Annotated in this window: 12 protein-coding genes; all 12 read right to left on the reverse strand. The window is 47.9% G+C overall.

Going from position 1 to position 15,001, the window contains the following annotated elements:
• Positions 1-12: 12 nt before the first annotated feature.
• The gene (locus BN2762_RS11115; RefSeq protein ID WP_055107064.1) at positions 13-1,251 is read right to left on the reverse strand and encodes an IS110 family RNA-guided transposase; all 1,239 of its coding nucleotides are present in this window, start codon (positions 1,249-1,251) and stop codon (positions 13-15) included.
• Between the two features lie 194 nt (positions 1,252-1,445).
• Complete coding sequence (locus BN2762_RS11120; protein WP_055107065.1) at positions 1,446-2,231, reverse strand: recombinase family protein; 786 nt, start codon at positions 2,229-2,231, stop codon at positions 1,446-1,448.
• Positions 2,232-3,330: 1,099 nt separating this feature from the next.
• Positions 3,331-3,627 (reverse strand): hypothetical protein, encoded by a 297-nt coding sequence (locus BN2762_RS11125; protein ID WP_055107066.1) that lies wholly within the window; start codon positions 3,625-3,627, stop codon positions 3,331-3,333.
• Positions 3,624-3,887 carry a hypothetical protein gene (locus tag BN2762_RS11130; RefSeq protein ID WP_055107067.1) on the reverse strand — a complete coding sequence of 88 codons (264 nt, stop codon included), beginning with the start codon at positions 3,885-3,887 and terminating at the stop codon, positions 3,624-3,626. The genes BN2762_RS11125 and BN2762_RS11130 overlap by 4 nt, the downstream gene beginning before the upstream one ends.
• A gap of 347 nt (positions 3,888-4,234) precedes the next feature.
• Positions 4,235-4,711, reverse strand: a complete 477-nt coding sequence (locus BN2762_RS11135) for a DUF4274 domain-containing protein (RefSeq protein WP_230202491.1) — start codon at positions 4,709-4,711, stop codon at positions 4,235-4,237.
• A 25-nt stretch (positions 4,712-4,736) separates the two neighbouring features.
• Positions 4,737-5,255 carry a SecY-interacting protein Syd gene (locus BN2762_RS11140; RefSeq protein ID WP_187386592.1) on the reverse strand — a complete coding sequence of 173 codons (519 nt, stop codon included), beginning with the start codon at positions 5,253-5,255 and terminating at the stop codon, positions 4,737-4,739.
• Between the two features lie 30 nt (positions 5,256-5,285).
• Complete coding sequence (locus tag BN2762_RS27690) at positions 5,286-7,610, reverse strand: hypothetical protein (RefSeq protein ID WP_230202611.1); 2,325 nt, start codon at positions 7,608-7,610, stop codon at positions 5,286-5,288.
• Between the two features lie 204 nt (positions 7,611-7,814).
• On the reverse strand, positions 7,815-8,189 hold the full coding sequence (locus tag BN2762_RS11150; RefSeq protein ID WP_055107057.1) for a PH domain-containing protein: 375 nt from the start codon (positions 8,187-8,189) through the stop codon (positions 7,815-7,817).
• 350 nt (positions 8,190-8,539) lie between these two features.
• On the reverse strand, positions 8,540-8,998 hold the full coding sequence (locus tag BN2762_RS11155; protein ID WP_074048619.1) for a DUF3800 domain-containing protein: 459 nt from the start codon (positions 8,996-8,998) through the stop codon (positions 8,540-8,542).
• Positions 8,999-9,041: 43 nt separating this feature from the next.
• Positions 9,042-9,269: a DUF3800 domain-containing protein gene (locus tag BN2762_RS11160; RefSeq protein ID WP_055107069.1), complete on the reverse strand. Its 228-nt coding sequence runs from the start codon at positions 9,267-9,269 to the stop codon at positions 9,042-9,044.
• The gene (locus tag BN2762_RS11165) at positions 9,263-10,834 is read right to left on the reverse strand and encodes a TIGR02679 domain-containing protein (protein ID WP_055107070.1); all 1,572 of its coding nucleotides are present in this window, start codon (positions 10,832-10,834) and stop codon (positions 9,263-9,265) included. Before BN2762_RS11165 ends, BN2762_RS11160 begins: the two co-directional genes overlap by 7 nt.
• Positions 10,831-14,988: a TIGR02680 family protein gene (locus BN2762_RS11170; RefSeq protein WP_230202492.1), complete on the reverse strand. Its 4,158-nt coding sequence runs from the start codon at positions 14,986-14,988 to the stop codon at positions 10,831-10,833. The genes BN2762_RS11165 and BN2762_RS11170 overlap by 4 nt, the downstream gene beginning before the upstream one ends.
• Between the last annotated feature and the right edge of the window lie 13 nt (positions 14,989-15,001).

Here is a 15,001-nt window from a genome sequence, read left to right on the forward strand (position 1 = left end):
ACCATTCTATCATCAGGCAACTTGTTCAGCGAGGGGCGGGGCGATGTACGGTGTTTTGTTCTTCATCATGCCATAAATGATGTTGACCAGCCGCCGCATGATGCACACTAACGCTTGTCCTTTCGTTTTGCCTTCCTCTTGTTTTCGTTCATAGTAAGCTAGAAAAGCTGGATTGCGGGGGAGCTTGCTTCCTTTGGAGACTTGCACCTGCTTGACAGCAAGGTTATAGAAGATGCCATGCAGGGTGCGGTTTCCTTGCTTGCTCTTCTGTTCCTTTCCCTTCCCGCCCGAACTGAACTTTACAGGAGCAATGCCAGCAAAACGAGCCAGCTTGTCAGGACAGGAAAAACGGTGAATGTCTCCGATCTCAGCCACTAGAGCCGATGCCGTAACGAGGTCGATGCCTGGCATGGTCTCTAGCTGAAAGCCCAGTTGCTTCATCATGCGGCTTAGCTGGTCTTCTACCTTCTGAACTTCTTCCTTCTTAAAACGGATGTCTCGGACATGGCTTTGAATCAGAAAATCTCTTGATTCTTGGTAATCTCGCTTAGTCTCGCCATCTGCCGCCACCACAGCCATGATTTCCTCGGCTTTCTTAGTCGAACAGGTGTTATGGCTGGCTTTCAACAGCATTTCCCGCAAATCCTCCAAACTAACGTCTTTCAGATGGTGCGGGGCGGGATAGGTATGCCAGAACTCCAAGGCACATTTCCCGTCCATATCGCTAAAGAATTTCTTATAGCTCGGATAGTGATGGGACAACTGCATGTGAAGCTGGTTCTTGAGTGCGGTATGCGCTTTAATCAGCGCATTTCGTCTAGCGACAAGCTGACCGATTGTCCAATAGATGTCTTGCGGATTCGCATCGGGCAGAATTTCGAGCTTGCTAACAAGTATCTTCGCCACACATTCTGCATCCCAGCTATCGCTTTTCTGCGTAGTCGGGTAGCTCTTGCGCTCTGCAAAGGACAATGCCGAATTGACTTCCTTGACCTTCTGTTTATGCTCAACGAGAAACACGGCTAATGACCGCCCATAGCCGCCCACATCTTCCAATCCATAGATCGGTGTCATGCCTCTTTTGTAGAACTTCTTAACAAACGGAAGCAGTTCCTCGAAGGCGGCGGGCTTGTTCTCGAATTGGATTTCGCCCAGTTTCTCGTTCCAACAGTTGACGATTACAGCAGTGTGAGTAGCCTTATGCAGGTCTACGCCTACATAAATATGCTTCTGTTTATAGTGCCCGTTCAAAAGACATCACCTCGATCTACGAATGTATGGAATAGAAAAGAAAGTCGGCAACCTCAGTTCGAGCGTTAGTCATTCGCATGACCCGCATTGGGACGCAAGCCTATCCATTCTTTTCTGGTTCAACCTTTGTTAAATGGTACTTCTACTTGCTCTATACGATACGGCTACGCCACAGTTAAGTGCGGCGGTGGAGATTAGAAAATAATCGGCTGGTGTACACCTTTCGCTTCAATTTGTCCATAGCGATACATGCCCCGATAGAAGTCCTCACGGTCTAGAATTCGCTTCACTTGAACCTTCGTGAATGGCTTGTCCTGTACGGTTCTGTAGCCCGCTTGATTCAGTTCTGCGGCGATTTGAGACAGTGACCAAGAAGGATGTTCGGTCTTAATCTCGAATAACCTACGCACCGTGTCAGCCTGTATAGGGTCGATGGAGAGCGTCTTTTGTCCTTTGGCGGCTGAATAACCGAACGCCACTCTTCCGCCCGCATAGCCGCCCTCCTGCGCCTTCTTGCGCCGTCCTCGGCTTAGCTTCAAGGCAATCTCTAGCCGCTGGTATTGGTCTAGTAGCTCCATCATTCCGTTCACTAGGAAATCATTCGGGTCATGGGCATAGATGCTGTATTGCGGCTGTTCAACGGCTTTCACATCGACTTTATGCCGCTTTAGTTCCCGCTGAATCAGCACTTTCACGATGTCTGCCCGCCATAGGCGGGAAGTGTTCAGCACGACAATATGCTTCACATCCCGCCATTTCAGGTCGGACAACATTTCCTGCAAGCCCTCGCGTTCTATGGTTAGCTCGTCCTCGTCCACCTTTGCCCCTGAAATACCTTCATCCTTGTAGATGTCCAGCAATTCAAGGTTGTGGCAGGCGCAGTAACGCTGGATTTCCTCCGTTTGATAGGCAAGCGAATAGCCATCCTTCACTTGTCCTTGCGTAGAGACGCGAACATAACCGACTACACGATCTTTCATGCACCTATCACCTCGTTTCAATAATTCCAGTTTTCGTAACGCCCTTGGAATAAGTTACTGCCGCCGCGCATTCCGCATACGTCAATCAGGCAGGAGGCGGAGCAGTTCAAGGGCTTCTGTATGCGGTTGTCAGAGGGCGAAATCAACTTGCTGTGGAAAATACAGAACCACATTACGGAAGGCATGTAAAGGGGGTTAAGCGCAGAATGAATATATACTTTTAATCATTTCGGGCAATCAGAACAGGGCAATCGAAGAACCCCCCCAGTGTCTAGGAAAAACAAGAACCATCCTCGCGGGCGCAGGGGCGGCGTGTTTCCTATGAGAATAATTTATTGAAACTTGATGCGGTTCCCTTAACTCTGTCCTAGTCTAGTCGTATAGAGAAAGTAACAGATCTATGAAGATCATGGAACGGAATTGAATACGGAAGCTCTACCCGTGGTCGCAGAAGAACACGTTAAAAAATGCCTCGGCGTTCATCAGCCGATGTTAGTCAACTCGTTATAGGAGGATTGGCTAACATGGGTCTTTCTTTGCCTGTGTTAGCTAAGTCCTACGGGTGATTCCTGTTAGGCAACTTTCCCAGATTTTCCGTCGTAGTGTCCGAAAGGACAGGGAACCTTGACAGAGTGATAGCTTCCAAGCTATCCGCGCAGTAAAGCTACACCTGGGTGCGCCAGATGTCTCGTAGGCTCGGGATACCTCAATCTCACACAGCCTAGTCGTTCTCCTCTCGCAAGAGGGGGGAACGCTCTGTTGTCCTCCCTTCACACAGGTGAACTCCCCGCCTGCGGAGCGGGCGGGGGGTGAGACTGAAATGAACGCTGACACTGGTAAAAGAGAATAGATCATAGGAAACAACATCAGTAAGATAAAGATAGAGGATAGAATACGAGGAAGAGCAGTAGCTCAGAGTAGATAAGCAAGTGTCAGAATAGGCAGCAGGAATTGGATAGCACGAATCAGAATTCAAGAATCATGAATAAATTATATAGATGATTAAAATCGTAAAGCCTCGAACTCTCCCCGCCCCCATTTTTTATATCCCAACGAAATCAGCAAAAAAAAGAAGCCCCGCACAACGACGGGGGACAGGTTAGCCAAACAACGGCAAGTATTTACGGTAGTAGTCAATATGATCGTCGGATAGCTGCCAATCATACTGATTTAGGCATTGAGCAACTTTGGCTAAGACTTGATTCCGATGAACAACATCATTGTGCTTAGACTTAGCAAGGTAATGTGCGAGGCTTAGCTCGACTTGCTCCTGTGACATCGGGTCTTTGACATACTTGACGAAGATGACAATCAGTTCATCAAGATCAAAGCCATATCCTAGCACATTCTCCCGCCGCATTAGGGCTAGGGCTGTAACTAACGGTAGTCGTTTCATGGATGCACCCTCCCTTCTGCGGCGGCGGGGGCAATTAGCTCTTGCTGAACGCTCCACTTTCTCCATAAGAGATATTGCCGCTGTGCTTCCTGTTCATCATAGCCATGCTGTACCATGACATTCAGTATGGCGCGGGGGATGGGATCAGTGTAGCCATTATAAGCAACTACGAAACCTTCCCATGAGATGTCATACAGGACAACAAACGCTCGATGTGTTAGTCCTAGCTTCTGAATGCATTCTTTTATGGGATGCATCATGATTGATCTCTCCTTTCAAGTTATCTTCCCTTATAGGTTAGACACTCTACAGGCAGGAATCACACCATACCAGACATACAGAAGCATAGAACTTTATTTCAATCTTGAATTTGTCACATCGGAATATTCCATAAATAACAACACTGCGTAGATATTAAAGGTAACTCCCGAATAGATTCGATTAGATTTCCGCATCCCGTCACACTATTTAGAAGATTTACCGATTCGGTTTAATCTTCGCACTAGCATGGAAACTTGATATTGCTTAGCTTCATTATCTCCCGTCCGCTTAATGTACGGTGCGTGGTGCGGCGAGACAGTATGTTCACAGTCTTACTCGAGACACGCTAGAGGACTGGAATTTCTACATCGTCACCAGGAGATTTATCAAAAAACATTCCAGGAATACCAGGGTTAGATTTTCTCAGCTGAAAGGCTTGTACTTTTGTTAGTGGCGGTGTAAAAGAAATCATCTTATTGGAGAAGTCGCCAGCAACAATCTTATCGAACAAGTTACTAATAAACTTCTTCCAATCACTTAGAGAAGACCCAGAAACAGCATCTTTAGATTCGAGTACACGATAACCATCCGCACGATAAAACAACAGTAGACCAGTCCCAAAGTCGCAATTCCGATTACCCAGTATAGCCTCAGGTATTTCAAAGCCACTGTTCCAGTTATAGTTAGCGGCAAAGATATGGAGTTCCAGAGGACTTATGTTTTGGATTCCTGTAATAATCTTGGAAGTATCTTCACTAAACAATAGGTCTTTTAGTTTCTGTAGTTCTTCGCTATACGAATCGAATGTTTTCTTATTCATCATTAATTGATCAATTGGCTTTGCATATTTATTTTTTTAACCGTAAAGCTAAAATTAATTGCTCAATACTCTCTGAGATTACTTCAAATGAATTTCGTTCATAGTCCTCAAGTTTCACAGAACCATCTTGATTATTAACTACAACAATAAGCCCGTTGCCCTCTATACCTATAGGAATATTCTCGATTTTGTTATTATGGTTACTTTTGTATCCCGAAAGTAAGTTGCCGTAAGATTCTATACCTGCTTCAGGCAGTACAGATTCTAGTTTTATATAGTGGTCTTTAATAAACCCATCTAGATCGGCAAACCAATATGAATTGAAATACTCAACGATAGACCCATGAATGTTAATACCTAATTTCTCTTCTAATGAACTAAAATCAGTAGCCACTTTCTTTTCGACAGGTCTCCAAGAGATATATTCATCCTCGTCAACTTCTCCAACATAAATGAGGGGATCAACTTCTTCATCGAATGGTGTTTTAAACAAAAAATCTAATCCCTCGTCTGCGACAGTCTTCCTTAATGAGAAATATTGATTTATAGCTTCCTTTATAGACAAAAATATCACCCTTTACTTGTTCAAAAATTTTTCTAGTAATTCAGCATATTGGCTATCACTACCCCAAATTCCTGCTTCTTTTTCAGCATTGTGTATGCCACCCGAACCAGGGTGCAATTTGGACGGTACTGCGACAGCTTGCCCGCCACCACCAATATGATGGTGTATTAACGTGTCATTATTGAGTTCTTTAATATCATATTGCGGAAAATGTTCTCTGAACTGCTTGTCATTAATTGGTGAAAATCCTAATTCAATTTTTTGCTTATTGGCTTTACTTATACTTTCGGGATACCTCTCTAGTACTTCCTTCCAGTAGTAGTCCTTATCCCGTAACCATCCTTCTGAATTTGTACCATTCTTTCCTTTACCTACGTATGGCATTTCAACGGTCAGTCTAGGGTCAGCAGTATATTTAGCTTCAAGTTTACTTAAAACAGCATTTCGGTAGGTTCTAATCGGGTGGTCACCATTACCCGTCCCCTCAACAAGATCCATCCTCCCGCCACTCGATCCCGAATCTGGCTTAGGCTGGGTAAACTGCGGCTCCGTCCTCGGCACATCCATATCCCGAATAGGGATTGCAGGGCCATAAGGGGTAGCAAGCGAGGCTTGCCCCCGCGTTTGCGCCGCTTCCTTCACAGTCTTCAAGAGTTCCTTCACGGTCTTGCTTGAGAATTTGGCTCCTGATTTAGCCGCCTCATATACGAGAATTACGATAGAGAACACCTTCGTCGCGGCTCGTCCATATCTCACGCTCTCTTCATAGGTCGCTTCTCCGGAAAGAACCTTCGACTGCAGCTCGGAGATATCCTGGAAAGGAACAACGAACTCCTCCGCCGCTGCATCGCCGAGCAGCTTCTTAATATCATCGATCGTAAGCTCGCCGGCTGCAATCGCTTCACCTATAGCGTAATATCCCGGCACCGTATCTGTCCAGAATCCCAAGCTCGCCGGATTGGAATTGATAGCGAAGTCGGCCAAATCCTTCGTGTCCTCATACAATTGACTGACGATACCGTCCCCTACGCCTACGATCGTTGTGGCTGTTGTCAACCCGCTGGTGTTCAGGTTCGGATTGTTGCGTAAGCCATAGTCACTTTCAGCGAATGCTAATTCAAGCAGCCCCTTCGTGATCTTCCCATCTACTTCGAATATCTCTAATCCAAAATTATCACGCTTAACCGCCGCCATAGAGCTCGCCGTGTTCGCGATGTGCTGGTAGCCTGCTACGGCGATCAGGAATTCCTGGTTATATTCGCCCGTAATCTCCCCTTGGTAGATGTTCATGTCCTTTAAATACTGCTGCATGTTCCGGATATCCTCCGCAGGAATCGCCCGATTATACTCATCCAGCAGCGCCTGCATTTCCCTGCGCCGTTCAGCAGCCTGGCGAACAGCAGCTTCAACAGAATCATACTTCAGTCTCGCCCACTCCCGATAGAGAGGATTGATCATGCCGGCCGCGATAATCATGCGCAGCTCACTCTCTTGCGGCATCGCGGACAGATCCTGTTTCAGCGGATTATATTCGCAGGCACCCAGCGGAGAGCCTTTATAGAACACGGCCAAGCTGACCCCAGACTTATACCATTCCTCAGCGACACCGAGCCTCGCTAGCCGTTCCCTCTGCTGCTGGGCCGACCGATGCGCGTATCCCATGTATAGCTCATTATTGTAAATTGCATATATTTTATAGGCTGCTTGGTTGCGGGCAATCTCCTTAAAGCTTGAGGCGATGGCCTCAAGCTCCTTACGCGCCCACGCCTGCTCCTCCGCCGTCCCGGTATCCAAAATTTGCAGAAGCGAGGCGATCCGCTCGTCTTCCTTCACCGGATCTAGGCGCTGTACCAAAGAGGCATCCTGAAGCTCCAGCAAGCTTCCCTTAATCCATTGCAGCAGCGATGGCCTTGACCCTGTGGTCGAGGCCCCTCCGCCTGGATCAGCGACATTCTGCCTCCCCTTCTCCAAGAAGCGCTGAAACCAGCTCTGAATCGTTCCCTTGAGCGTTAACGTCGTCGTTGATTTCCTCACGCCGATCGCCCTGGCCGAGTCCTTCTCTGCCTTGATGTATTCATTTTCCGCAAAACGTAAAGCCTGAACCTTCTTCCTCATCTGCTCGTCAATATGCTCCGCCAGCCTTCCGATTTCCAGCAGCACACTTCTGGCCTCGCGCGCCGCGGATCGCACATTATACTCGGACGGATCAGAATAATCCGCCTCTACATCACGAATGAGCCGGTTTAGTTCCCTGGACATTCCCGTAATTCCATTCTCCATCGTACGCTCTAAACGCTCCAGGTCGCGTGCCAAGCCCCCGATTCTGCCGGGATCCACTTTATTCAAACAGCTCCAACCCCATTTCAGGAAAATACTGTTGTGTGACATTTTACCAAAATACCTACTTTTGAGGAATATATCGGAATACCCATGACAAACAAAAAAGACACCATAAAAAGTGTCTTTCATCATATCTCTATTAAATTTTCCAACTTTAGGCCTGAAACTATCCATAGTAAGGGAATAAGAATCTCGTACAAATCACTTTGTTAACAGCGCATTAGCAATCAGCATATCGAACCGGCGGATATCGACGCCCTTCTGCAGCTTCACCTTAATATGGCCCGCACGCGTCCACAGTTCCACCTCTGCGTTCATATCCAGAAATCCTCCGGCATTCTCTGTAGACCACATATCGATTGAAGAATAAGGCAGAGAGTAAATCTCCACCTTCTTGCCCGAGAATCCCTGCGCATCCCTGACAATTAATCGCTTATTGGTAAAAATAGCGCTGTCCCGAAACGTTTTGTAGGCAGCAACGGCTTCTTCGCCAGGAACGAGCAGGCTGCTTACATCCGGTGGAATCGGGCACTCGGATACCAAGGTCCATTCGAGAATATGACGTGTCTCAGCCATCGATTTTACCTCCTAATCATTTGCAACTAATCCCATAGATTCATCCAGATTAACATATGGGGCGGATGCCTGGAGCGCTTGCGCGGGATGATTTTATAAAAATTGGCTTATTGGAAATATAAGTAATCATAGAGTTCATTGTTTGGAACAAAACCAGGGATTTAGTCAAAGCGAGAGGATATAAGAAGATCACGCAGGGAAGGACGAATCAGAAGAAATGTATCTATATGTACAAATAAAATAAGACCAGCACGAGGCAGCTCCTAGACAGAACCACAACACCAGTCTTAGTTAAGATTATACAGTTTTATAGATAAAAGTCAAACGATCATCTCTAGAAAACATTTGACTTAGAGCATTAATCTAGCAGGGAGCTTGTAAATTCCGTGTAATAGCTGTTCGCCATTTGGGGAGGATACGCCACATGAACGTAATTTAATTTTTTCATACATTTCAAATATCCATGCTGAAAATGGATCCAATTCTGTTTGCCCTAGACATAGTTCATGGTACTTCCTTATAATTCCTGCCGTCAGATCTGCAAGTTGAATACCCTCTTCTACCTTAGAGCTTACAAAAAATGCCGATTCAACAATAGATGTGCATTGATTTCCCTCTGTAGAACGAAACAAGTAGTTCTTCATTTTATGTGAGATAATCATATCGTTACCTTCATCTTGCGCATCAAAACAAACGACAGATTTTGTTCCCCTAATCAAAGAATACCCGTTAATTCGCTGTAACAGAAATCTGTAATGATTCGGAAAATTACCTGGTTCCGTAGGCAAAGGAGTTTCAGGATGATCCATAACGATAGCAAAGATCCTGAGATTAAATATATTACTCAATATCTCATCTACGACCCTTGTTGTATGAATTTTTTGTAATGGATTTGGGCTTCAGTACATTTACAGCTTTTAATTCGACATCATAGCGACCGTAAATATCCATCTTTATTTTATACATTCGCTGCATAATATTCCGCACTTCATCTTTGGGAATACAGACGGCAGCTAAAACCGGGTGCAAGGTTTCATCATGCGGATGCGGAAATCCACTTTCATCTATATATGCTAACAATCCATTTCTCCTCCTAAAACTGCCCGTTTCCAATCATCCGACAACAAGACAATTAATTGTTCCTGAAACAACTTTCTACCTTTGTCACTCATCCTAGCGCACAAAGAGTTATCCCAAGCAGCCCCCATTCTGCTTAAACGGAATAGTTCTTCATTCGAAAATACTACCTCATTCGGAAGATTTATAGTACACCCTGTCAAGTAACTGTCCTCGTCAAAACGCCAACCTTTAAATCGATTCCCGTAACGATAGGCCAGAACGTTCCCAAACTCAATTCCTTTAACATCAAAATCACCCGAGTAATATAAGTAGTTGGAAAGCAGATTTTCTTGCAAATATCGATCAATTAGCCGTAACACGGCCGCACTTGCTGGGCCACTTGTGCAAAGCAACAGAGGACCTGATGCCCGAAAGGGATCTCCCTGCTCCGTTGCTTTTTCTGTCCGCTTTATGTTTCTTGCAGGTTCTAAAGCTTCCGTTATATCAACTAAGGTGGAAAAAACTGCCGGATTCTCAACCATAAAAATATCACTAACCGGAGAAAGTGTTCTTCCTGCCTCGATCTGTCTCAATGTCAGAACATACGGCTCAGTTTTCTCGTCCCAAGGACAATACATATGAACAAGGGAGGATATATCGTCATCCATAATCCCCGCGCTACGGTAAATTCCTCTCGCTTCCAAGCTGTCGATGCCGGACGGGAAGTCTGGTACCTTATCGGATTCAGCAGAGTCTGCTGAATCCGCCAAATCCGTCCAATTTGCCAAGTCTAGCGAATCAGGCTCAGTTCCCACTAACACCTTTCCCGACCCTGCTAAACGTAAAGCCTGGAACAACAACCGACCCGCCGGAACATTCCGATCCAGCGCATGTGGATTTCCGGTGGCCAATGCGGCGAGTACCGGCAAGCGTATCGACGATACCTTGGCTTCACTCCCGTCTAAATCTAAGGAAGTATTCCCCGTAAGTAATAGGTTCCACGCCCGCGCAGCATGCGTTAATTCCCTGCTCGCTGACTCGGGAGAATCACGCCACAATTCACGCAAGGTACGATAACCAAATATCCGACCATCTCTCAAGCCAGCTAACCAATCCGTTATCGTGGGCTGAAACTGTATCCCTTCCTTCATGGCCTGAGCTTCCACCGTTATGAACAATTCCTGCCAATCCTGCATCGCCAACTGCTGTCGATCTGACTTGGTTAGCAACGGTTCACCAGCCAAGACCTCATATAATTCGACAATCGTAAAGGGAAATGCCGATCCCAGCAATTCTTGCTCAAATTTTACAAGAGGAATACGAATATCTGCTCCAGGTCTTTTATACCAGCCAAAAAAAGCATTAATCGCCTCACATTCTTCCTCACTCGCACGCGGGACAATAGCATGCCCGCCTACCTTTTCCAAACTGGAATATCGCTTCCAAACAGCCTCAAGCATTCGTTTAAACCCTGGGTTGGAGAAATAATTTCGTGCTTTTTTTGCGCAAGTTACTTGCTCTGAACAGTCAGGTTGTTTGCCCCTGTCCGAAGGATCTTCATAAGCAAAGTGCGAATCTTTGATCATGCTTCCGCACCACTTTCAACGTATTCCTTACGCCTGCCATTCCAGCGGTAACGGAACAAAGTGACAAAATCAACATCCTTGGGGCGATAAATTTCATAGATTGCCAGCTTCGGAACCGTATCATAGCAGCCCCAGAGCACCTGGGAAGTCATCATATAATCGAAGCCCATATCCGTCAGCAGCTTGAACATATCTCGCATGTTCTCCTCGTCCACACCCGCGAATGCTTCATCAAGCGAAATGAGCCGCGGCGCCTCGGAACGGGCGTCAGAATACCGGGACGATGTGGCAGCAAACAGCGGAATGTACATGGCCATCGCTTTTTCGCCCCCGCTCAGCACGTTGAAACGAGCATCCGTGAGTGGTCGATAACCGGTTTGCGCTCCTTTTTTATACTTAAGTTCAAATTGAAACCAATTGCGGTAATCAAGAACGGTATATAGATGCTGGCGGAGCGATTCCTGTTCCTCTTGGGCCGCTTGCTTTGCACTACTGATCTGCCCCCGAAAATGTTCAATCATTGCGTCGATTTCATCCTCACGCAATCGATGCGAATCACGCTTTAACAGCTCAACCAGTTCAGAAACGCCCAGTTGATGCTCCCCCAGCGCCGACTTCGGCAGCCATTCCAGCTTTAGGCGCAATCCACTCGACGTATCGCGCTCCTCCATCAACTTATTCATTTCCCGAACCCACTGCTCTGCACGGTGAATCCGCTGCCGGACGGCCTTGCCAACACTGCGCAGAATGATCTCCTCGTACAGTTCGCGATCCTTATCGCTTAACAAGGCACCTTGCTCCGCTTCCTGATGCTCCAGTTCGTTCAGCAGTACATGCGGTGGCAGTGGTTGATGGGGATTGCGCATGGATAACAGTAAAAGCCGCCCATTCGTTTCGTCCACAACCGTCTCCAATACATATTCCGTTAACAACATACGCGCGGCGTTAAACTGCTCTAGCAAACGGTTCACGATATTTTCAGCGTTACGCCCAGCAAACAGCGGCTCGTATTGCCTTCGGATTTCTTTGGCTGTCATGTGGAGAGAAGCTGCATGTGCTTGGACTTCTTCCGTGTCCGTAATTTCCACGCTCCACTTCCATTCGCCTACCAGGCCATTGCCCAATTCCGCCATTAGCTGCCTTTGTTCCTGTTCCAGCCCAGAACGAATCGTCTCTGCCTGCTCCCGCAGTAACACTAACTGTGCCTCCGCTCTGGCCGCTTTGTCCTTAGCCTCGTCAAGCAGCGACTCCACTTCCTTAGCCTGACCATGCAGCACGGATTGTTCATTCCGCAGCTCCTCCATCCTACGAGCAACATCGGCCAGGCCCAGCTCCTCAATCAGCCGTCTTAACGTATCAACCTGGGTCCGCTGGACTCGACGCCGTTCATCGAGCTCATCCGTCAATGCATCTTCGTCCTCTAGTTCTAGGATGACCGTGTCTAGCTCATCCGCCAGCCGATCCCGAGAAACGTAAGCCTCCCTGTACTGCCGCCAAGCGGAATGGAGATCCGATAGCATAGCTTCATAATCACGAATTATAACGATAGCAGCAGCAAGATCTTTTTCTTGCTTAAGTCTGGTCCATCCTTGGGTAAGCTCCAACAATTCCCGCTGGAGCTCGCGCCAGTGTGCTGATTTAGCTTTGAAACGCTCATTCGCCTGCCCTTCCTGATGGGCCGCCGCCTGCAACCGATAATCTGCGGCCTGCAGCTCCCGAAGGGCTCTAGCCATCTCCGTACCTCCGGGAAATTGTTCTCGTTCTTCCGCCAGCCTCCGCTCCGCCTCCTCCTGCTCAGCAATTCGTTCGCCCAATTCACGCAGTGTGGCATCTAATGCACCAATAGCTTCATTCAGCCGGGCGATTGCTAACATACGAGTACGACGGCGGGTCTCCTTGCCGATATACTCCGCCTGTTCCTTCACTGCCGCCTTGCCAGCGAGCGAACCGAGTCGATAAGAGCCATCAGCCGAAAGGATCCCGTTCCAGTCGCCGTTATCCAATAGGCTGCCTTCCTCATCCCACAAAAAACTCCGCAAAACTGCATCCACCAACTCAGCCGTAAGTCCGCTCCCCTCTGGAGGAGCAGGTGTTAACATGTCTGCCAGTGTATATCCGAATTCTAGCGGACGCGGTATAATCCAAGCTTCCTCAACTCCACTGCCACCCCCAAACACCTGACCGTCCGGGAATAGCCAAGCATCGAGCAACCCCGAGCGCTCCAACGCTTCTTCGAGTCGCGCTTTAGTCTCATCGCTGAGGTGTGGCTGGAAATCACATGCGGCGAAGAACGGAGCACCGCCCTGCTGTGAACCCTCCTCCCGGTACTTCGAGCGTGCCTCACTGCGAGCAGGTTCAGGCTCCCGACTTTGCTCCCAGCCGCGCTTCTCTTCCTCAAGTCGCATCCGCTCATCCACTAAGTCCTCCCGCTGCTTCTCCATTCCAAGCCGTTTCATCACCAAATTCTCGTGAGCTGCTTCATAGCGGCTCAACAATGTCTTGCGCACTGGCTCCAGCGACGTTTGTTCCAGGCCATACTCGCGAAGTGCCCCAAATGTTACACGCATCTCATCCTCGGCAAAAGCCATCTGCTGTAGTCCACTTTGCCAGATGACAATCTCGTCCTTAAATGCCTCCTTGCTCTCCTCAAATTGCTTTTCACGCTCACCGCGCTGACGTTCAGCCTCATCCCTAACCCGACTCGCTTCGCCCAGCTCAATTTCGCTTTCTTTAACCAGCGCTACCGCCATTTTCTCCTCAACGGCCTTGGCCAAACTGCGTTCTACCGCATCCCGGTGATCATGCAGATCCTTTCTCCACGCCTCTCTCCATATATCGTCTGTGGGAATATCCGTGGACCAGTACCGATGATAAATGGCATGTCCGGCAAATTCCATATCCCCCGCAATCGTTTCCAGTTCGCCAAGCAATTCCTGCTGCTCCCGTTCAGCTGCATCCTGTTTTTTCCCAGCCTCCAGCAACCTGTTTCCAAGCTGCTCTTGTTTGATAAGGGCTTTCCCTACTCTTTCTTTAGAGCGTTCCAACTGCTTCTCCGTATCCGCCAAAGCCGTCATTGCGGCATCGTATTCCCGCTGCTTGCCAATCGCCTCGTGCTTTTCTAATAGTTCACGTTCGACGGCAATTTCCTGCAACTGTTCCTGCATGCGGCTGCGTTGCTTCGCCGCGTCGGCCTTTGCTGCCTCTGCTTGAGTAAGCGCATCTTCGGAGCTCTTGACTCTGGCATCGACTTCATCATAAGTCGCTTTGGTCTCCAGCAAGCGCTCGGATCGAGTATACAGCATGTGCTTATTGTAAAAATCATACCTTTCCTGTAACTTCAACATTTCGGTGCGGTGCCGCTTGAGTTCGTCCAGGCGATCCGTCATTTGATCCATATCCTCCAGCACCTCGGAAAGCGGCCGCAGTTCCTCCTCCATTAGAGGAGGCAATGCCTGATGGAGAATTTCATAAATCGCTGATGGCTTAAAATCCTTGGACAGTTTCGGACTACGCAATTGGATCATGAGCTGAAGTAAATCCTGGTAAGCATCCGTGTCAGCGAATCCGAAAATATGTTTGTTTACCAAATCCTGATAGGACTTCTGGTCAAAAACAACCTGCCCGCTTGCCCCTATTTTCGACTCAATTCCTTTACGATCAAGTGGAATCCGAATTCCGTCTTCTAACCATTGATTGCGATCATATAACCAGAAATTGCGTCCGATCCGTTGGCCATCCTCCAACAGGAATCCCCAGAATTGCACCTGTGCCGCATTCCTTCTCGCTCTCAGCCCAATACCAATTGTCCTATAAATTCCGGTTCCTCCGTGCTTAAATTCTATCCATAAGTAGCCTGTCGTGTCCGTCTTCCCGCCGTCTTCCTCGCCCAACAAATAATACTCGATGCGCCGATCCCGCGAACCGAACGGATCTAGCCGATGAGCCCGCTTATCCCCGTCAAGTACAAGCGGCAGAAAGCTCTGCATCGTAACCGACTTGCCGGATCCGTTGGCACCTCGCAGAATCAGCCGGCCATCCTCAAGCTGAAACTCCTCTTCGTCGTAATACCAAAAATTCAAAATACCGACGCGGTGCATCTGCCACCTTGCGGCTTGTCGCCCAACCTCTTGCTCCATCATCTGCCGTTCCACCACATCTACTCCTCCC

The sequence above is a fragment of the Paenibacillus ihumii genome (genome assembly GCF_001403875.1).
Lineage (GTDB): Bacteria > Bacillota > Bacilli > Paenibacillales > Paenibacillaceae > Fontibacillus > Fontibacillus ihumii.